Raw genomic sequence first — 18,719 nt, forward strand, 5'->3', positions numbered from 1 at the left:
AATTCACCCGGAAACCCCGCTGGGATTCATCAGCAAAGCCAGGGTGGCAATAGCGCGGCGATGTCGGCGGGGTCGGCGGGGTCGGCGGCCCAGTGCAGGAAGGCCAGATCGAGCCAGGATTGAGTCAGCAGCGGACGCGGAATCTTGCCCGGTGCGTCGGGGGTGATCGGTTCCCAGGCCATGCCTACGGAGCCAGGTCTCTCATCGACAGACCAGTGCTTTCAGCTGAGCGCGAAGTGGCCCAGAGCTTGGAGGAATTCTGCGCTGTCGCGCTCGATAGGGGCGAGGAAATCCCGTTCCTGACCGGGCACGAGGGCATCGTACTCGGCTCCGGCGGTGAGTTGGTCGAGTGTGTCGGCCGAGACAGTGACGACAGCGGGGACGATAAGGCTGGATTTGTCGGCGGACAGATGGGGTTCGCCGAAACCGACCTCGCCGAACGCGGACCCCAGATATCGCGTGAACATCTCCGTGGCGATATCCTCCAGCATCTCCGCTGAGCCGGCTTGCACCCTCGGCAGGGCCCAGATGTGTCCGGCGATGAGGTGGGATGTGCTCTGGCGGCGGATCAGCAGCACTCGGCCGTCGTCTTCGGATTGCACCACGCCGACAACGCTGACGTTCCCGACCATGGATTCATGTGCGTGAGAGACGATCTGGCGTTGGAAGTCTGTGGTGTACGCCCGCACGGTTTGCATGAATGACCTTTCTCGTCGCATTGCCGACAGTGTCACCGGAAAATCCAGAGTGATTTCATATCGCGCCGACCGCGCCGCCGACGAGGACCTGTGAATTGCGCGCGTAGCCGGACACGGAGGGAGGCGCTTCGTGTACTTCTTTCGCGGCTCGTAAACCGGACTCCAAGGCGCCTTGAATCCACGCGTGGTAGAGGGAGCAGTGCTCGCCGGCGAACAGCAGCCGTCCTTCGGGTTCCAGAATGTGGCTCTGGATACGACTGGCCTGGCCTGGTTCGAACTGCGCGAACGCGCCACCCGCGTAGGGGTCGTTGAACCATGCGTGGCTGGCCCCGAACTCGAAGACATCCATGATTTCCGGATGAATCTTGGCGACGTCCTCCAATGCTTGGTATATGCGTTCTTCCTCGTGCAGTGAACCCCAACGCAGCGCGTCCTGTCCCCAGGTGTAACTGGCCAGCAGCACGCCGCGCTCTTCGTCGGGAGCATAGGATCCCGGTGAAGGGTAGACGATGCGCCGAATGGGAAGGTCGGTGGCGGTGGTTCCGCCCATGATGTTGTAGGGGGGGTTCTTCCCAGTCGTGACGGTGGCAGGGGGCGTTTTCGCGTTGCGGCGCTCGGTACGTAAAGGCGCACCCGACGAACACAACGAAGTCGCCGGCATGGTGTTCCAGACGGTCGGCGCACTCTATACGGTCCTGCTGGCATTCGTCGTGGTCACCGAATGGACTTCGCTGCAGGATGCCCGGAACAACACCTTCACCGAGGCCAACCAGCTGGCCGCGCTGTACTGGAACGCCCGGGCGCTGCCCCCGGAAGCGGGACGTGATCTGGAAGCGACCACCCAGCGGTACGCACGCGTGGTCATAGACGACGAATGGCCCTTGCTCAGCCGCGGTGAACACAGTCCCGAAGCCACCGAATTGGTGTATCGGATGCGAGCGGAGATCAACGCTCTGCCCTCCGACGACCCGCACGCCCAGTCGATCTACGATCATTCGCTCTCGACGATCAACGACCTGGCCGCGGCACGCCGCGAACGGCTCAGCCAGAGCGGCCACAATGTGCCGTCCGCGTTATGGCTGGCCTTGGCGCTGGGCGCAGCGGTAACCGTCGGATTCACGTTCGTGTTCGGCCTGTCGAAATTTTGGGCGCATCTATTGCTCGCCAGCGCGTTGGCGATACTGGTGCTGCTGGTGCTCGCACTGATCCAGCTGCTCGACGAACCATTTTCCGGCAGTATCGCGGTCGATCCCGACGCCTTCGAAATCTTCCTTCGCGGACTGCCACCGCAACGCTGAACCGGGCATCTGGGCGCAGCCTCCACCTTCGTCTGCCTTCGCTGATCGGTCCGGACAGCCCATTGACCATCCTCGACAGCCGGTGCGGTTGTCGTCCCTGAGCCTCGACCAGCCGGTCTACCGTTGCGAGCACCGCCGAATTTCCTTGCGAGAAGATAGCTTCCGACCACCATGCGCCTGCGCGGCTCTGCCAGGCTGCTCGCCGCCAGCCTGATGCTGGTCGCCGCCGGACCGGCGGCGGCCGATCCCACGGCCACCGATCTGGAATCGGCGGTCACCCAGATCCCCATCGGCGCAGGACGTTTCGCCGAAGGGTTCACTCCCGGCCCCGATGGCGCGGTCTGGTTCTGCACCTTGCTCGGCGGTTACCTCGGCCGCATCGACACGGCGACCTACGCGGTCACCCGGATCCCGCTCCCGCAGCTGCTGGCGGGCGGTCACGAACTGGTCGTGGGTTCCGATGGGGCGCTGTGGTATCCGGAATTCGTCACCAACCGGGCGGGCCGCTACGACCCGCGCACCGGAGAACAGCGCGAATACGAGTTGCCGTTCACCTTCGCGACCGAGAACCCGATCATGGCCGCGGGGCCCGATGGCGCACTGTGAATCACCGCGCCCGCCCCGCCCGCATTATCGAACTCACCACACAGGGGGCGGCGCGGGAGGTGAACGTCCCCGTCAAAAGCGTGCCTTTCGGCCTCGCCAACGGCCCCGACTGCGCCCTGTGGTTCCCCGAGATCGTGACCGGCCAGGTCGGCCGCCTCGCCCCTGCCACCGGCGATTTCACCGAATACCCGATCCGCGCCCTGGGCGGCCGGGCCCCCTTCACGGTCGGTTCCTTCCCCGCCTACATCAGCACCGGACCGGACGGCGCCCTGTGGGTGACCTCCCACCGCTTCGGCTGGATCTTCCGAATCACGCCACCCGACGCGCGGTCCCGGGACGCACCTGTCCATCCGTCCACCAGCAATGAACCAGAGGACTCCGAACGACCGACCTGCCCAACTGGTTCGCCTACCAACTGGCCCAGCTCGCCGCCCTCCCCCACCTCGTCCCAGACTCGGCCTCCGCCGGTCCGGGCTGGCGGCGGGTTTGATCATGCACCGCCGATCGATTGTCGTGCCGACTTTGACGGCTACTTAGTTAGGTGCCATAGTATTTTCATGGGATCGGATCTTGAAGCGCTTCAGGCGCCCACGCTGGCCCAGGCTCGCTCACAGATCCGACGGTATGGGCTCGAAGGCGATATCGACCCGCAGGTGGTGCTGGTCGCGGTTCGACTGCTCGCGACGGGGGCCAGCCTTGCGAAGGCGTCCGAGGCCCACTTCGCGCGATTCGGGTTGTCCGCCGGGCGTTATCGCTTGTTGGCCGCGCTGGAGGACGCCGACGGCGAGTTGTCACCGTCGCATTTGGCGGCCGTTCTCGGCGTGACTCGCGCGACGGTGACAGGCCTTATCGCCAGCCTCGAGCAGCAAGGACTGGCATACCGGCGCGCCTCTGCGGAAGACGGCCGCAGCGTGATGGTGGTACTCACCGCACGCGGTGCACAGAAGCTAAGGGAAATGGCTCCCGAGCATTTCGGCCGCCTACAGGCAATGGCCGGAGCGCTGACTCCCGCAGAGCGGGCCACCTTCCTCGATCTGCTCGAACGCGTCACCCAAGGCATCGGCACGCTCGCAGCGGACTGAACACACACGCCCTCGAAGCAGCTCTTCTCTACCCATATAGTTAGGAGGCTAATTAAATGCCTGTCGCGACCGCGCCGGCGCGATTCGCGCTGCGGCGTGAGGTCCTGTTCGCCTACCTGGCACCGGCGCTGTCGGCGGGAGCGGGCGGATTGATCACCCGGCAGCCCGAGTTGCTGCTCGCCGCGCCGACGTCGATCGCGGGCACCTCTGCCCTCGTCGCATTCACGCTCGGACTGTGGTTGCAGCACCGCGGATCCCGCATCGCGTGGCTGCGCAATGCCGCACCGATGGCCCTCGCGGCGTGGTTCGGTCTCGGCACGACCGCTCTCGCTGCCATGGCAGCCCAATTACTCATCCGCACAGCGTGGTTCGCTGAGCGCATTCGCTTCGATGTGCCCCTCGCCGCGGCCGTGGCTTCCACGATCGTCGTGTGGCGCTGGGCCTCGATCCGTCGGAAGGAAGTTCAATGATCGTCATCATGGGCGCGACCGGTGCGACCGGCGGCGCCTTGCTGGAGCGCCTCGCGGACTCGGGAGTCCCCTGCCGCGCCCTGAGCCGAGAGCCGAATCGATTGCACGGGAAGGTATTCAACCGGGCAGGTGTCGACGTACGGCAGGCGGACGCGAGGGATCCAGATTCGCTGCGCGCCGCGTTCCGGGGCGCGACACAGCTGTTCTTGACCATGACCAACAGCCCGGACCAGGTCGAACTCGAAACCCGGGCAATCGAAATCGCCGCCGAGTGCGGCATCGACCACGTCGTGAAACTCTCCGCCCCCACCGCCGCGGCGGACTCGCCGGTGGCCATCGCGCGCTGGCATCACACGATCGAGGAGGCGCTGCGGGGTTCGGGCATGGCCCACACGATCCTGCACCCTTACGCGTTCATGCAGAAGCTGCTGCTGCTCGCACCCCAGATCGCCGCGCACCGGATCATCACCGGAACAATGGGCACCGCGGCCTGCAACTTCATCGACTGCCGCGATATCGCCGACGTCGCGGCTGCAGCCCTCACTCGCAGTGAAATCGCCGGGGGCACTTACACTCTCACCGGTTCACAGACCTACAGCTACCCGCAGATCACCGAACAGCTGAGCGCTTTACTCGGCGTACCGATCCGCTATATCGATCTCTCGCCCAGGGACTTCCGCACCGAACTCGTCCAACGGTCGGGTATGCCGGAATGGCTGGCTGATCACGTTGTCGAAATCCAACGACTCGCCGCCACACACCCCGAACGACCGACCGAAACGGTGGCCGGCATCCTGGGTAGACCACCGCGCACGCTGGAGTCGTTCCTGTCGGAAAACCTCGACGTATTCACTCAACTCGAACCCGCTACGGTCGATCATTCGAGATAGTCCTGCAGCAATTGCGAGCGTGAGGGGTGGCGCAGTTTCGACATGGTCTTCGATTCGATCTGCCGAATCCGCTCCCGGGTGACGCCGTAGATCGCGCCGATGTCTTCGAGGGTCCGGGGCCGACCGTCACTCAGCCCGTAGCGCAGGCGCATGACACTGGCTTCGCGTTCGGTGAGCGTGTCCAATACCGCGCCCAGCTGCTCCTGCAGCAAGGTGAACGCCACCGCGTCGACCGCGACGACAGCCTCGGAATCCTCGATGAAATCACCGAATTGGCTGCTGCCGTCCTCACCCATCGTCTGATCCAGCGAGATCGGCTCCCGAGCGATCCGCTTGATCTCCATGACCCGCTCCGGCGTGATGTCCAACTCGGCGGCCAGCTCGTCGGCGGTGGCCTCCCGGCCGAGCCGCTGAAACAGCTCCCGCTGTACCCGCCCGAGCTTGTTGATGATCTCCACCATGTGAACCGGAATGCGGATGGTCCGCGACTGATCGGCCATCGCACGCGAAATCGCCTGGCGGATCCACCACGTGGCATACGTCGAGAATTTGAATCCCTTGCTGTAGTCGAACTTTTCGACGGCGCGCACCAAGCCGAGATTGCCCTCTTGAATCAAATCGAGAAAGGCCATGCCGCGACCGGTGTACCGCTTGGCGATCGACACGACCAGCCGCAGATTCGCCTCCAGCAGATGATCCCTGGCCCGCACACCGTCCAGCACGATCCACGCCAAATCCCGGCGCGACATCGCATCCAGATCCGGCGGCGACTCGGACGCGAGTCGCAGCTTCTCCGCCGCGTACAGTCCGACCTCGATCCGAACCGCGAGATCGACCTCTTCGGCCGCCGACAGCAACGGAACCCGCCCGATCTGTTTCAGATACGCCCGCGTCGAATCCCCGGTGACCGCGAGGTCGGCTTCCTTCCGGGCCCGCCGCAGCGCCGGGGACTCATCCTCGTCCCACCCGTCCTCGCCCGGGCTATCGGCCGGTTCGACATGGTCGCCCACGGACTCTCGATCGTCCGTATCGCCTGCGGTCGTCGCCACATTCGCCTCTCCGACACATCGGGTGGCATCGCGATTCGAAGAGCACGACCGCAGAGAGGCCTCGAACGGACCCGGCGAATACCGAGACCATAAACCAGCCTACTGGCCAACAGCCGGGTACGGCGCGACCAACGACCGCAACACCCCTACCCCGGCGTCGTCCACGTGTTCCTGCAGCGGTGTGATCGTGGGCACGCGACGCTGGACCTCGAGTGGGCTCGAGGTTGCACGATCGTTGCGACAACGTATTCGAGAGGAAGAAGCGGAAAGTGCCGAAGCTCGAGCGGATTATCGAGTCCGCGTTGTATGTCGACGACCTGGACAGGGCCCGCAAGTTTTACCGGGAGATACTGCAGCTGGAAACGATTCTCGACGCGGATCCGTTGTGTGCGTTCGATATCGGGGGCGACAATGTGTTGCTGCTTTTTCGGCGGGGCGGATCGCTGGAGCCGAAGGTGTTGCCCGGGCCGGGGCTGCCGAGCGGTGAGATCCCGTCGCACGACGGGAGCGGGCGGCTTCATGTGTGCTTCGCTGTGTCAGAGGATGAACTGGATGTGTGGGAGGCGCATCTGAGCGCACACGATATTCCGATCGAGGGCCGGACCAGCTGGGCTCGGGGCGGTCGCAGCATCTATTTCCGGGATCCCGACGAGCACCTCCTCGAACTCATGACGCCGGGCAACTGGCCGAGCTACTGAACCCCTGACCAGCAGAGAAAACGGGAAATTCCGGGAACTCGTGAAGGTCACGGGATTATCTCGCCGGCGTGCCGGGTACCCCTCAGGAGGTTGAGTCACCAGCCGATGCCCGGACCGTGTCGGGGAGGGCGGACACAGTGTCGCGGCGAAACCAGTTCGGTTACTGCTGCTCGGATGAATCGGGATTCCCATGGCGAGAATGTTCTTGGTGTCGAACCATTCCAGCGATGCGGTGGTGCGCGGGACGCGCGAGCCGCTGGAGGTGATGGTGAGCCGGCCAACGCGGGCGATGACCGTGCTGACGGCGACCGGCGAGGTGGATCGCTGCACCGTGGGCACGCTACGGGCACGCTTGACCGAGGCCATCGACTCCGAGGCGGACCTGGTGGTCACCGACCTGTCCCGGCTCAGCTTCTTCGGACTCTGCGGGTTGCGCCTCATGCTCGAGGCCGACGATCACGCTCGCCACCATCACACCTCGTTGCGCTGGGTGACCGGGTCGCGCTGCGTCGATCGAGTCATCGAAATCTGCGGGCACGCAGACGATCTCAGGCCCGCGGCCACCATCACCGGCGCGTGCACGCCGGGTCCGCGCGCTTCGCGGACGACGTAGCGAGCGGCTCACTCGGGTTCATCGCGGGGTGGCAGAACAGGTTCGGCCTGTTCTGGCCACCCCTGCTCGATGCGCCGCCCGCGCGCGAGTTCGGCATCGAACTGAGCACCGAGCAGGACGGCGATATTGGTGAGCCACAACCACACCAGGAAGATCACCGCTCCGGCCAGTGAGCCGTACACCTTGTTGTAGGAGCCGAAAAAGCTGACGTAGAGGGTGAATCCGGCCGAAGCGGCAATCCAGATCAGGACGGCGAGCGCACTGCCCGGGCTCAGCCAGCGGAAACCGTACTGCCGCACATTGGGCGAGGCCCAGTACAGCAGTGCGATCGCCAGTCCGACGAGCACGACCAGCACCGGCCACTTCGCGATGTCCCATACCCGCACCGCGCCCGCGCCCCAGCCCAGCCAGCGCCCGATCCGCTGCGCCAGCGTGCCCGTCGCGACCACGCCCAGCGCGCAGGCGGCGATGAGCAGCACCATCAGCGCGGTCAGGCCGAGGCGCAGCGGAACCGTCTTGTAGATCGGACGGCCCTCATCGGTGTGATAGATCGAGTTCGTCGCCCGCATGAACGCGCCCAGATAGCCCGATGCCGTCCACAGCGCCGACGCCAATCCGAAGATCGCCAGCCAGCCCGACAGCGACCGCGAACCCTGCAGCTGATCGATCGCGTCGACCAGCAGCGAGGTGCCGCTGCTCGGCCCGACCGCGTGCACCGTATCGATCAACGAGCGGGTCACGTCCGGGCCGAGCAGACCGAGCACGGCCGTCAGCACGACGAGCCCCGGGAAGATCGACAGCACGCTGTAATACGTCAGCGCCGCCGCCCAGTCGGTGATGTTGTTGTCCCGGAACTCCGTCACCGTCCGCCGGAGCACACCCCACCAGGATTTGGGCCCCAATTGCGTTGGGCTCTCGGGAATTCCGCCCTCGATGGATTGCTCTGCGGTCATCGTGCCACCTCCGGTTCGTGCCCCGACTACCCCGGACCCCGGCGGTCAAACCCGGGCGCGGAGCCGCCCGGTCCCCGACGGCGCGACGCGGGTTCACCCGGGAGTTTGTGTCCTCGGACGCCGGGTAGGCGGGAGGCAGGTCGGAACCGACCGCGGCGTGCTCGCGCTCGCCGCCCGAACCGAAGGCTGGAGATATGACTACTTTCGGCACCCGCACCAACCGCTCCTTGACGTATGTGCAAATGGCGTCCCTCGCGGTCGGCGCGGTCTTCCTACTCGTGGGCGTGCTCGGCTTCATCCCGGGCATCGTCACCGACTACGACTCACTGACCTGGGCCGGACACCACACCGGGGCCGAACTGCTCGGCCTGTTCCAGGTATCGGTGCTGCACAACATCATCCATTTGATCTTCGGCGCGGCCGGGTTGGCCGCCGCCCGCACCGCCAACACCTCGCGACTGTTCCTGCTGGCGGGCGGCGTCATCTACCTCGCGCTCTGGCTGTACGGGCTGGTGATCGACAAGACCGCCGACGCCAACTTCGTCCCGGTCAACACCGCCGACGACTGGCTGCACTTCGGGTTGGGCCTCGGCATGGTGCTGCTGGGCGCCGTGCTCCCGCGCGTGGCCACCGGAACCACCCGGGGACCGATCGGCGGCACCGGGCTGCCGTGAGCGCGACAACCATGACATCGGACCCGAACAGGTGACGAACATGTCGGATGCGGCGAGCTTCGTACCGTCCGACGGTGACCTGGACGACCTGCGCGCCGCCGCCCGCGACTGTCACGGCTGCGACCTGTATCGCCATGCGACGCAGACCGTTTTCGGCGAGGGACCCGCGGACGCGGAGATCGTCCTGGTCGGTGAGCAACCCGGCGATCAAGAAGATCGCCGGGGCCACCCGTTCGTCGGGCCGGCCGGGCGACTGCTGGATCGCGCCCTCGCCGAAGCCGGAATCGATCGCGGCCAGGTCTATGTGACCAATGTGGTCAAGCATTTCAAGTTCGTCGAGCGCGGGAAGCGCCGCATCCACAAACAACCCGGCCGCACGGAGATCGTCGCGTGTGCGCCCTGGTTCGACGCCGAAATGCGTGTCGTGCGGCCGCGTTTGGTGGTGTGTCTGGGCAGTGTCGCGGCCAAAGCCATTCTCGGACAGTCGTTTCGCATCACGACGCAGCGTGGACAGTTCATCCCCGGCCACGAGTACCGGGTGATCGCGACCGCGCATCCGTCGGCGGTGCTCCGGGCTCCGGACCGCGCCGAGGCCTACGCCGCGCTGGTCGCGGACTTGAAGACAGCCCTCGGGGGTATCTCCTCCGCGGGCGAATAACCGGCGGTGCGGCGGGTATTGCGATCGCGGTGAGGAGGTTGTCATGAATCCTGCGAGCGAGGGTGAACCGTATTTGGGGACCGGACGCGTCCCTGCCGAGCCGACGCCGGAACCGCCGCCGGTGGAACCGCCACCCGTGGCCAGGCCGCCCGTGCCGGTCGCGCCGACCGCACCCACCCCACCCGACACGCGCGTCAGTCGTACCCGTGCGGGCAGCGTCTGGGTGGGTCTCAGTGCGGGCGCGGTCTTTCTGGTCGTGTTGCTCATCTTCGTGGTGCAGAACACCGCGAGCGTCCGGCTCGGCTTCCTGGGCTGGCATTTCACGCTGCCCATCGGGGTGGCGATTCTGGTCGCGGCCGTGCTCGGGGCCTTGGTGATGGCGGTGGCCGGTGGCGTGCGGATCATCCAATTGCGGCAATCCTTCAGCCGCCTGGCCCGCACCCGCGCGACCGACACCGGCCGCTAGTACCGGCGGCGACGCGGACCGCGTTTACCGTGTCGGTATGGCAGAACGCGTGGTGGTCATCGGTGGGGACGCGGCGGGGATGGCGGCGGCGTCGCAGGCGCGGCGGTTGCGGAGTGCGGCGGAACTGGAGATCGTGGTGTTCGAGCGAGGACATTTCACCTCGTATTCGGCCTGCGGGATTCCGTACTGGGTCGGCGGGGAGGTCGACGATCGGGACTCATTGATCGCCCGGACACCCGCCGAGCATCGGGCCCGGGACATCGATCTGCGGTTGCGCACCGAAGTGCTCGAGATCGATGTGCACGGGCAGCGGGTCCGGTCGCGCGAACTCGACACCGGAGACGAAAGCTGGCTCGGCTACGACAAACTCGTGATCGCGACCGGCGCGACACCGATCCGGCCCCCGCTGCCGGGCATCGACGCGGCCGGCGTACACGGCGTACAGACCCTCGATGACGGCCAGGCGTTGATCGACACCCTGGAGGAGATCGAAGGCCGGCGCGCGGTCGTGGTGGGCGCGGGCTACATCGGCGTGGAGATGGCGGAGGCGCTGATCCACCGCGACTTTCAGGTGACGATGGTCAGCCGGGGCACCGAACCCATGGCCACCTTGGATCCCGATATGGGTGTGCTGATCCGGAAGGCCATGCGGGGCATGGGAATCCAGGTCAACTGCGGCACCGAGGTGACCGAGATCCGCACCGACGCGCAGGGCCGCGCCACCGCCGTAGTCACCGCCGACGCCGAATATCCGGCCGATGTGGTGGTGCTGGGCATCGGCGTGCGACCCAATACCGATCTTGCCCGCGCCGCCGGGCTGCCGCTGGGCGAATCCGGCGGCCTGCTCACCGATCTGGCCATGCGGGTGCGCGGGCACGACAACATCTGGGCGGGCGGCGACTGCGTGGAGGTCCTCGACCTGATCTCTCGCTCGGAGCGGCACATTCCGCTCGGCACCCACGCCAACAAGCACGGCCAGGTCATCGGTTCCGGCGTCGGCGGCGGCTACGCCACCTTCCCCGGCGTGGTCGGCACCGCGGTCAGCAAGGTGTGCGATCTCGAGGTGGCCCGCACCGGGCTGCTGGAACGCGATGCCCGCGCCTGCGGCCTGCAATTCGTGACCGTCACCATCGAATCCACCAGTCGCTCCGGCTATTTCCCGGGTGCGGCGCCCATGACGGTGAAGATGATCGCCGAACGCCGCACCGGCCGCCTGCTCGGCGTGCAGATCGTGGGCCGTGAGGGCGCGGGCAAGCGCATCGACATCGCCGCGGTGGCCCTGACCGCCGGTCTCACCGTCGAGCAGATCGTCGCCCTGGATCTCGGGTACGCGCCGCCGTTCTCCCCGGTGTGGGATCCGGTTCAGGTGGCGGCCCGCAAGGCGGTGGGAGCGGTCCGCGCCGCCGACCGGAGCTGACGCCCGCGACATGCCCGAAGTCTGTTTCGTCCTCTTCGAGGTAGATGTGACATACGATTCCGGATCGGCATAACACCTGTTCGGAGTGGGTGTCCGCGAACATCTCACGCTGGGAGAGACGCATGGGTCGGACCAAGGTCGTTCCGGTGCTCGCGTGCTGCGCGGCGATACTCACCGCCGCGATGCCGATTTCGGGTGCGACGCCCGAAGGCGCGGGCGAGGATCCGGCCCCGGCCGATCTGGAGACGGCCGTCCGGCGCGATCTCCACATAGAGCTGTCGGAGTACATGAACCGGGCCGCGACCGCGCAGCGGCTGGCCGAGTTCGAGAAGCTCGCGCGGGCGGCGTATCCGATGGTGTTCGCCGGGGTGCGGATGGACGGGGCGCGGGCGCTGGTGTCGCTCAGTGACGGGACGGGCTTCGAGGTGGCCGCGAAGGCGGTGCGGCAGGCCGGGTTCGAGGTGGTGCGGGTCGCGTCGAGCGCCGCGGCATTGCAGCAGCAGCGGGAGGCGGTCCGCAAGTGGATCGCCTCGCAGCCGCGCGAGACCGCGAACGCGTTCGTCGGGGATGCGGTGGACGTCGGGCGCAATACGGTCGTGGTCTACACCTCCGGCACCGCCGCCCAGGTGCCGTCCGGATTGGGTGCGGTCGAGCTCGTGGTGGTCGATGAGCCGAAGCCGGGTCCGGGCACCGACGATCCGGAGATTCCGGTGACCATTGCCGCGCCGGGCGAGCCGTTCAAGGGCGGGCAGCCGTTCCGGATCGCCTTCGACGCCACCCGATACGGCAAGTGCTCGCTGGGATTCAATGCCACCGATGCCGCCGGACACGATGTCGCCATCACCGCCGGGCACTGCGATCCCAATAACCTGGTCGATCCGTCGGCGAAAACGACCGAGCCGCACAAGATCTACGACTACGAGGAAGACAGCCTCGGGGACGAGCTGGGGCATTTCGGGGCCTCGGAATTCGGGCCGCACGACTACGCGATCCTGCAGATCAATGACGATCAGGTGGCCCGGTTCCGCAATAACCTGGTCGTCGGCGGACCCGCCGAGCAGCCCGAGCCCTCCCCCGCGACGCCGCCCGGCGGCGGTTCGGTCGGCAGCGCCGCGCTCGTCTCGCTGGCCGCCGCCGACACCATCGCCATCGACGGCGTCGTCTCGCCCGTCTCCGGGATGCCCGCCTGCAAGTCCGGCGCGATCACCGGATACACCTGCGGCACAGTCGATATGGTCGGACAGACCTTCAACGAGGGCGGCCTGCCCGGGACGACCCGCAAGGTGACGGTCGAGGGCTTCTTCTCCGTGACCACCTGCAGCGTCCAGGGCGACAGCGGCGGATCGGTCATCAGCGGCACCAAGGCGCTCGGCCTGGTCAGCGGCGGCACCAGCCAGAACCATCAGTGCGTCGCGTCCGACATCCTCACCGCGCAGCCGATCGACGCCGTCCTCGCGGCCAACCCCGGACTGGTCATCCGCAAGAACTGACGTACGTCCGCTCAGGCGTCGGGCAGCCAGTTGCCGTGGAAGCCGTAGGCACGCGGCGCGGCAGGTGGATGGTGGCCAGTGGCGGTGCGGCGACATCGGTGGCGTCGAGGATGACCAGGTCGCTGCGATCCTCGGCGGAGTCGTAGACATAGGTCATGAGATAGCCGTCGCCGCCGGGGTTTTCGTCGGCGGGGGCGAAGGCCGCCTCGTCCGGGATGCGGCCGGGGGCGAATTCGTGGGCGGCGGTGGTGCCCCGGTGCAGGTCGTAGCGCAGCACCGCGCCGCGGCCGTCGCGGGTGGCGGTGGCATGGCCGAAGCGGGTGTCGAGTCCCGCGAGCCGGTCGTCGTGGCGCGGGAATTCGGCGGCGCGGTCGTCGAGCTGTTCCTCGCGGACGGTGCCGGTGGTCAGGTCGATGGTCCAGCGCCACAGGGTCGCGTGGTCGTCGAAATCGTTCGAGTCGGCCCGCCACATGCTCGGATGCCGCATGACGTGCAGGACGATCCGGCCGGGCTCGTCGTGGGCGTTGAGGGTGTGGAAGACGTAGCAGGGGTCGATCGGGAACCAGCGCACCTCGCCGTGCGGGTCGTCGCGGCGCAGCACGCCGAGGCGGGCTTGGTAGTCGTCGCTCCAGCGGAAGGGCAGGTTCCCGCCCGACATCGCGGTCTGGAGATCGAAAACCACGGGGAGATCCATGAATACGACATGCTCCGCGCTGAGCAGGAAGTCGTGGTGCATGGTCGGTGCCGGGACATCGATCGGGCGGCTGATCTCCAGATTGCCTGCGGCGTCGGCCCGGTGGTAGGTCAGGTACGGCTCGGCGAAGTCGTAGCCGAAGAAGTGCAGTTCCCCGGTGGTCGGGCAGGTTTTGGGATGCGCCGTCATCGCGGTCTTCAGCTTGCCGTCGAAGTCGTGCGGGCCGAGAGTGTCCAGCTCGCAGGTCAATTCGTACGGGAACGAGGATTCGACGAGCGCGAGGGTGCGCCCGGCGTGCCGGATGACGTGCGTATTCGCAACGCCGGCGGCCAAATCCCGATTGCCCTCCGTGTCGAACATCCGCGCGCCGTCGGTGAAGGTCGTGGTGCGCACCCAGCGATTGCGGTACGACACCGCGCGCCCGGCCTCGATCCGCACGCCGTGCACCATGCCGTCGCCGGCGAACCAGTGCTTGGCGGCGGCCTCGTGCGGATTGGGCCCGTTGCGCAGGTACCAGCCGGTGAGTTCCTCGGGAATGCTTCCGGTGCAAGGGAGTTCGTAGGCGGTGACCTCTTCGGTCACCGGTGCGTAGTTGCCGGTGAGATACGGGATGGCCATGATCGATGCCTTTTCTCGGTCAGTCCGCGAGCGCGGTGCGCGCCCCGCCCTGGATGTGGGCGACATAGCGGATCGTGAAGACGACGGGAATGACGAAGGCCAGCACCTGCACCGTCGTCCGCAACCCCGAGGACCCGTGCGCCAGCGCGGTGAGCGCGACGCAGCCGATCACGAAGGCGGCCGTCCACACGGAGGTGAGCACATACGCCGTCCGGATGAACAGCGGCTGATCCCAGAGCTCTTGCGGCGTGGTCTGTTTGGCGATCGGCAGGGTGAACGGGACGCGGATCAGCAGCGAGATCCCCGCGATGAGCGCCAGCACGCCGGAGGAGATCGCGGGCATGTAGGCGTGCAGCGCGGTGTCCGGATCGGCGAACGCGAGCACCGTGACCGCCGCGAAGAACACCGCCGACCCGAGATCGATGATCAGCGCGTCCCAGCCGCGGCCGGCGCGGCGCTGCTGCGCGATCGAGGCCACCGAGATGACGACCGCGATGAGCGCCGACCACTGCCAGTACTGCGACGGGATCACCGCATAGACGATCCAGGGGGCGAAGGTGCGGAGATACGACACTTCGAGAACTCCTCGGCAACACGACATTCCAGTTCTGACATGTCCAATCCTGAGGCTCCTGTCTCGACATGTCAATATTGGAATGTAGAGTGGGCGGCATGAGTCTCCGGTACGCCCTGCTCGGATTGCTCTCCGAAGGCCCCGCCAGCGGCTACGACCTGCTACGGACCTTCAAGCATTCGCTGGCCAACATCTGGCCCGCGACGCAGAGCCAGATCTACACCGAGCTCACCAAGCTCGCCGAGGCCCGGCTCATCGAGGTCAGCGACGAGGGGCCGCGCGGCCGCAAGGAATACACGCTCACCGCCGCCGGTCTCGACGACCTGCGCACCTGGCTCACCACCACGCGCCCGAAACGCGCGGTACGCAACGAGACTCTGCTGCGCGTCTTCTTCCTCGGCGTCACTCCCCCTGCCCACGCCCGCGCCTACCTGACCGAGATCGCCGAGGATGCCGACCAGGCGCACGCCGACCTGATCGAGCTCGAACGGTCCATCGACTGGGACGACAGCGACCTGTCCCGAAACGGCCACATCGCACTGGAATACGGCAAACGCGCCACCGCGATGAACCGCGATTGGGCCCGCTGGGCCCTCGAGCAACTACCCCCGGAACCATCCTGACCCCACCGGTCGCCGAGCCGCACATCCGTCGAGGCGAATTCGGACAACCTCGGTGGCGCGCTGCTCGGCGACGGGCCGGGTTCAGCCGGCGGTGAGGAGCTTCGCGGTGCCGGTGACGACGGTGTCGCTCTGATCGACCAGGGCGGCGCGGACTTGAACGGGTGAGCCCGAGGACGGCATCTGCCCCTCGGCGGCGGTCAGCGGGATGGAGGCGGTGTGCTGGGAGCCGTCGCAGGTGACGGAGGTCTGGGTGCCGGTGGCGGCGGGGGCCTCGGCGTTGGGGTCGCCGAGCATGGCCTTGATGGCGGCGACGCCCGCGGACGCCTCGCAGGTGTATTCGACGCCGACCATGGACGGCCCGGCGCCGGAGACATCGATCGAATTGGCGGCGAAGGCGGTTGCGGCGGTGAGCAATCCCGCGGCACTCAGGGCCGTGAAGGCGGTGGCGACAGTCGCGGAGCGGCGGCGTGATCGACTGAGCATGGGTTCGTTCCTCCTGTGTGGCGTTTGGTGGATCGCTGAACACACTGGGAAACACTCGCGGCACTGTGCACTCTGAAGACAATGCTATGGAGACCGCAAACACCATCCTCGACCGCGCGGGTCCGGAAGTAAAGCAGGCCGAACGAGTTACGCGGGCCGATCACGCACCGGCCCGCGAACACACAGCTACTCGGCCGCGTCGAGGAATACCGGCAGGCTGGCGTGCCCGTTGGAGATGAAGCTGCCCAGCGGGGTCAATTCGCTTGCGTCCGTGGCCAGCCGCAGGTTCGGGAAACGTTCGAACAGCGCGGGCAGCGCGATGGCCGCCTCCATCCGGGCCAGTGGCGCGCCCAGGCAGTGGTGCGCGCCGTGGCCGAAGGCCAGATGCTGGTCCCTGGTGGCGCGGTGGATGTCGAAGGCGTCGGTGGTGTCGCCGTGGATCTTCGGGTCGCGGCTCGCGCCCGCGTAGGAGGCCAGGATGGCCTCGCCCTTGGGGATGGTGAACCCGTCGATCTCGATGTCCTCCACCGCGTAGCGCAGCGGCAGGTGCGCGACCGGCGCCTGGTAACGCAGGGTCTCCTCGATGACATCGCTCCACGACGCCCGTTCGGCGAGCACGTCGGCCAGCTGGTCCGGGTGGGTCAGCAGGGCGACCACGGCCTGGCCCAGCAGGTTGACGGTCGTCTCGTGCCCGGCATTGATGACGAGCATCAGGGTGGCGACGAGTTCGGCCTCGCTCAGTTGCGAGCCGTCCTCGTCGTCGCGGGCCGCGATCATGGCGGAGGTGATGTCGTCGCCCGGGTTGTCGCGGCGGTAGGCGACGAGTTCGCCGATGCGCTCGGCCATTTCGAGGTAGTTGGCCATCGACTCCTCGGCGGTCAGCGAGCCGTCGAAGAAGCCGTCGACACACTTGTGGATGGCGGCGTCGAGGTGCTCGGGTACCCCCATCAGGCTGGAGATCACGCTGATCGGCACCGGGTAGGCGAACAGCGAGCGCAGATCCACCTGCGAGCCCGCCGGGAGCGCGGCCAGCTCGTCGAGCAGTTCGGCGACGATGGCCTCGATCCGCTCGCGCATGGCGAGGGTGCGGCGGTTGGTGAAGGCCGGGGACACCAGCTTCCGCAGGCGACGGTGGTCGGCGCCGTAGGCGGTGAACATGTTCTCCGCGATCACCCAGGGCAGCAGCGGCCAGGCCTCGGTGATCTCGCCGTTCATGAACGCGGTCCAGTGCTGGCGCGGGTCCTTGGAGACGCGGGGGTCGGCGAGCAGGCTCTTGAGCACGGCCTGGTCGGTGACCGACCAGGCCGGGACGCCGCCGGGCAGCTCGACCAAGGTGACCGCACCGCGCTCGCGAATCCGGGCGGATTCGGCTTGGATGTCGGTGCCGGTGACATCCAGCACGATCGGGCTGTTGGACATGTGGTGCTCCTTCTACACCGCGCGCAGCGCGGGGCTCAACGGGAATTCGACCGGCAGTGCCACCATGGCGCGGTGGAACGGGCCTGGACGCCAGGAGATTTCGTGCTTCGGGACGGCCAGCTCGAGGTCCGGCAGCGCGTCCAGCAACTGGTCGATGGCGGTCTGCGCCACCAGGTAGGCGACCGAGCGGGCCGGGCAGGCATGCGGGCCCGCGCTCCAGGCCAGATGCGAGCGGTTGCCGGTGCGGTCGCCGCCCGCGATCTCGGGATCGTTGTTGCAGGCGGCCAGGCTGATCAGCACCGGCTGATGCGCGGGCAGCCAGGTGGTGTCGATGAGAATGGGCTGGCGCGGGTAGCTGATCGCGAAGTTGGCCATCGGCGGGTCGTTGAAGAGGACCTCGTCGAGCGCGTCGCGGGTGGAAAGGCTGCCGCCCAGCACATCTCCGCCGAAGCGGGTGTCGGTGAGCATCAGCAGCAGGGTGTTGGAGATGAGGTTCTGCATGGGCTCGATGCCCGCGCCGTAGAAGCTGACCAGCTGGTACAGCATCTCCTCGTCATTGAGTTGGGTTGGGTGATGGGCCATTCGGGAGGTCACGTCGTCACCGGGTTCGGCGCGGCGCAACGCGATCAGCTCGAGCAGCGCCTCGCCGAGGGTCTGCATGCCCCAGGCCGCGTTCACGGTGTCGAACAGCGCGGCCATGCCGGTGGCCACCCGCTGGCCGATATCGGCGGAGCAGCCCACCAATTGGTTGAGCACCTCGAAGACCAGCGGCAGCGCGTACTGCGACACCACATCGGCCTTGCCCTCGGCCGCGATCGCCGCGATCAGCGGCTCCGCCAGCCGTTCGACCGTGGAATGCACGGCATGCAAGTCGATTCCGTCGATGGCCGCGGTGTACGCCTGGCGATACCGCAGATGCTCGGCCCCCGCGTTGCGCAGCGCGTTCGGATACCACTGCATCATCGGCCGGATCGGCGAATCCTCCGGAATCCCCTCCTGCCACACCCGCGGATCCGCCGGAAAGTGCTCGGGATCATTGAGAATCCGCAAGGCGGTCCGATAGTTCACCACCAGCGTCGCGGGCACCCCCGGCGACAACTCGATCGGCACCATCGACCCATGCGCCCTGCGCATCTCCCGATAGGCACCATGCGGATCGGCAGCGAATTCGGGTGTCCCCAACAGGATCCGAGCCTCTTCGCCCCGCGCGCCCAGCACCGGACACCCCGCCGACGCCCCCGCGACC

The 18,719-nt window shown here is 67.1% G+C and carries 21 protein-coding genes and 2 pseudogenes; 13 read left to right on the forward strand and 10 right to left on the reverse strand.

Features of this window, described 5'->3' with window-relative positions:
* Window positions 1-29 precede the first annotated feature (29 nt).
* Genes ACAM49_RS08530 through ACAM49_RS08540 form a run of 3 tightly spaced genes read right to left on the reverse strand, consistent with a single transcriptional unit; the run spans window position 30 to window position 1,248 of the window.
* On the reverse strand, window positions 30-182 hold the full coding sequence (locus ACAM49_RS08530) for a hypothetical protein (protein WP_369634903.1): 153 nt from the start codon (window positions 180-182) through the stop codon (window positions 30-32).
* A 39-nt stretch (window positions 183-221) separates the two neighbouring features.
* Window positions 222-698: a hypothetical protein gene (locus tag ACAM49_RS08535; protein ID WP_369634904.1), complete on the reverse strand. Its 477-nt coding sequence runs from the start codon at window positions 696-698 to the stop codon at window positions 222-224.
* Window positions 699-753: 55 nt separating this feature from the next.
* Window positions 754-1,248: a flavin monoamine oxidase family protein gene (locus tag ACAM49_RS08540; protein ID WP_369634905.1), complete on the reverse strand. Its 495-nt coding sequence runs from the start codon at window positions 1,246-1,248 to the stop codon at window positions 754-756.
* A 28-nt stretch (window positions 1,249-1,276) separates the two neighbouring features.
* Here ACAM49_RS08540 and ACAM49_RS08545 point away from each other — a divergent pair, with 28 nt between their 5' ends.
* From ACAM49_RS08545 to ACAM49_RS08565, 5 genes are all read left to right on the forward strand, one after another.
* Complete coding sequence (locus ACAM49_RS08545; RefSeq protein ID WP_369634906.1) at window positions 1,277-1,996, forward strand: DUF4239 domain-containing protein; 720 nt, start codon at window positions 1,277-1,279, stop codon at window positions 1,994-1,996.
* A 171-nt stretch (window positions 1,997-2,167) separates the two neighbouring features.
* Complete coding sequence (locus ACAM49_RS08550) at window positions 2,168-2,602, forward strand: hypothetical protein (protein WP_369634907.1); 435 nt, start codon at window positions 2,168-2,170, stop codon at window positions 2,600-2,602.
* Complete coding sequence (locus tag ACAM49_RS08555) at window positions 2,599-3,684, forward strand: MarR family transcriptional regulator (RefSeq protein WP_369634908.1); 1,086 nt, start codon at window positions 2,599-2,601, stop codon at window positions 3,682-3,684. The genes ACAM49_RS08550 and ACAM49_RS08555 overlap by 4 nt, the downstream gene beginning before the upstream one ends.
* Window positions 3,685-3,740: 56 nt before the next feature.
* A complete protein-coding gene (locus tag ACAM49_RS08560) occupies window positions 3,741-4,154 on the forward strand; it encodes a hypothetical protein (protein ID WP_369634909.1) in 414 nt (137 codons plus the stop codon).
* Window positions 4,151-5,044, forward strand: a complete 894-nt coding sequence (locus ACAM49_RS08565; RefSeq protein ID WP_369634910.1) for an SDR family oxidoreductase — start codon at window positions 4,151-4,153, stop codon at window positions 5,042-5,044. Before ACAM49_RS08560 ends, ACAM49_RS08565 begins: the two co-directional genes overlap by 4 nt.
* On the opposite strand, the pseudogene ACAM49_RS08570 reads toward ACAM49_RS08565, so the two are convergent.
* Window positions 5,032-6,027 (reverse strand): annotated as a pseudogene (locus ACAM49_RS08570) (RNA polymerase sigma factor); the annotation flags it as partial. The gene ACAM49_RS08565 and the pseudogene ACAM49_RS08570 sit on opposite strands and share 13 nt — an antisense overlap.
* Before the next feature lie 335 nt (window positions 6,028-6,362).
* On the opposite strand from ACAM49_RS08570, the gene ACAM49_RS08575 reads away from it, so the two are divergent.
* Both ACAM49_RS08575 and ACAM49_RS08580 read left to right on the forward strand, forming a co-directional pair.
* Window positions 6,363-6,791 carry a VOC family protein gene (locus tag ACAM49_RS08575; protein ID WP_369634911.1) on the forward strand — a complete coding sequence of 143 codons (429 nt, stop codon included), beginning with the start codon at window positions 6,363-6,365 and terminating at the stop codon, window positions 6,789-6,791.
* Between the two features lie 208 nt (window positions 6,792-6,999).
* Window positions 7,000-7,404 (forward strand): STAS domain-containing protein, encoded by a 405-nt coding sequence (locus ACAM49_RS08580; protein ID WP_369634912.1) that lies wholly within the window; start codon window positions 7,000-7,002, stop codon window positions 7,402-7,404.
* A gap of 8 nt (window positions 7,405-7,412) precedes the next feature.
* On the opposite strand, the gene ACAM49_RS08585 is transcribed toward ACAM49_RS08580, so the two are convergent.
* A complete protein-coding gene (locus ACAM49_RS08585) occupies window positions 7,413-8,357 on the reverse strand; it encodes a YihY/virulence factor BrkB family protein (RefSeq protein WP_369634913.1) in 945 nt (314 codons plus the stop codon).
* Between the two features lie 194 nt (window positions 8,358-8,551).
* On the opposite strand from ACAM49_RS08585, the gene ACAM49_RS08590 reads away from it, so the two are divergent.
* The 5 genes from ACAM49_RS08590 (at window position 8,552) to ACAM49_RS08610 (ending at window position 13,062) form a co-directional block, all read left to right on the forward strand.
* Window positions 8,552-9,031: a DUF4383 domain-containing protein gene (locus ACAM49_RS08590; RefSeq protein ID WP_369634914.1), complete on the forward strand. Its 480-nt coding sequence runs from the start codon at window positions 8,552-8,554 to the stop codon at window positions 9,029-9,031.
* A 40-nt stretch (window positions 9,032-9,071) separates the two neighbouring features.
* Window positions 9,072-9,689 (forward strand): UdgX family uracil-DNA binding protein, encoded by a 618-nt coding sequence (locus ACAM49_RS08595; RefSeq protein WP_369634915.1) that lies wholly within the window; start codon window positions 9,072-9,074, stop codon window positions 9,687-9,689.
* 43 nt (window positions 9,690-9,732) lie between these two features.
* Entirely contained in the window at window positions 9,733-10,155 is a 423-nt protein-coding gene (locus ACAM49_RS08600) for a lipopolysaccharide assembly LapA domain-containing protein (protein ID WP_369634916.1), read from the forward strand.
* Between the two features lie 37 nt (window positions 10,156-10,192).
* The gene (locus tag ACAM49_RS08605) at window positions 10,193-11,572 is read left to right on the forward strand and encodes an FAD-dependent oxidoreductase (RefSeq protein ID WP_369634917.1); all 1,380 of its coding nucleotides are present in this window, start codon (window positions 10,193-10,195) and stop codon (window positions 11,570-11,572) included.
* A 122-nt stretch (window positions 11,573-11,694) separates the two neighbouring features.
* On the forward strand, window positions 11,695-13,062 hold the full coding sequence (locus ACAM49_RS08610) for a S1 family peptidase (protein WP_369634918.1): 1,368 nt from the start codon (window positions 11,695-11,697) through the stop codon (window positions 13,060-13,062).
* Between the two features lie 11 nt (window positions 13,063-13,073).
* On the opposite strand, the pseudogene ACAM49_RS08615 reads toward ACAM49_RS08610, so the two are convergent.
* Together ACAM49_RS08615 and ACAM49_RS08620 are read right to left on the reverse strand one after the other, a co-directional pair.
* Window positions 13,074-14,374: pseudogene (locus ACAM49_RS08615) on the reverse strand (carotenoid oxygenase family protein).
* A gap of 19 nt (window positions 14,375-14,393) precedes the next feature.
* Window positions 14,394-14,948 (reverse strand): hypothetical protein, encoded by a 555-nt coding sequence (locus ACAM49_RS08620; RefSeq protein ID WP_369634919.1) that lies wholly within the window; start codon window positions 14,946-14,948, stop codon window positions 14,394-14,396.
* A gap of 98 nt (window positions 14,949-15,046) precedes the next feature.
* On the opposite strand from ACAM49_RS08620, the gene ACAM49_RS08625 reads away from it, so the two are divergent.
* Entirely contained in the window at window positions 15,047-15,571 is a 525-nt protein-coding gene (locus tag ACAM49_RS08625; RefSeq protein ID WP_369634920.1) for a PadR family transcriptional regulator, read from the forward strand.
* Window positions 15,572-15,652: 81 nt separating this feature from the next.
* Here ACAM49_RS08625 and ACAM49_RS08630 read toward each other — a convergent pair whose 3' ends face one another.
* The 3 genes from ACAM49_RS08630 to ACAM49_RS08640 all read right to left on the reverse strand — a co-directional run bounded on the left by ACAM49_RS08630 (window position 15,653) and on the right by ACAM49_RS08640 (window position 18,691).
* The gene (locus ACAM49_RS08630) at window positions 15,653-16,054 is read right to left on the reverse strand and encodes a hypothetical protein (protein WP_369634921.1); all 402 of its coding nucleotides are present in this window, start codon (window positions 16,052-16,054) and stop codon (window positions 15,653-15,655) included.
* Window positions 16,055-16,240: 186 nt separating this feature from the next.
* Complete coding sequence (locus tag ACAM49_RS08635; RefSeq protein WP_369634922.1) at window positions 16,241-17,473, reverse strand: cytochrome P450; 1,233 nt, start codon at window positions 17,471-17,473, stop codon at window positions 16,241-16,243.
* Between the two features lie 12 nt (window positions 17,474-17,485).
* A complete protein-coding gene (locus ACAM49_RS08640; protein ID WP_369634923.1) occupies window positions 17,486-18,691 on the reverse strand; it encodes a cytochrome P450 in 1,206 nt (401 codons plus the stop codon).
* Between the last annotated feature and the right edge of the window lie 28 nt (window positions 18,692-18,719).

It is taken from the genome of Nocardia sp. JMUB6875, assembly GCF_041154655.1.
Classification (GTDB): Bacteria; Actinomycetota; Actinomycetes; order Mycobacteriales; family Mycobacteriaceae; genus Nocardia.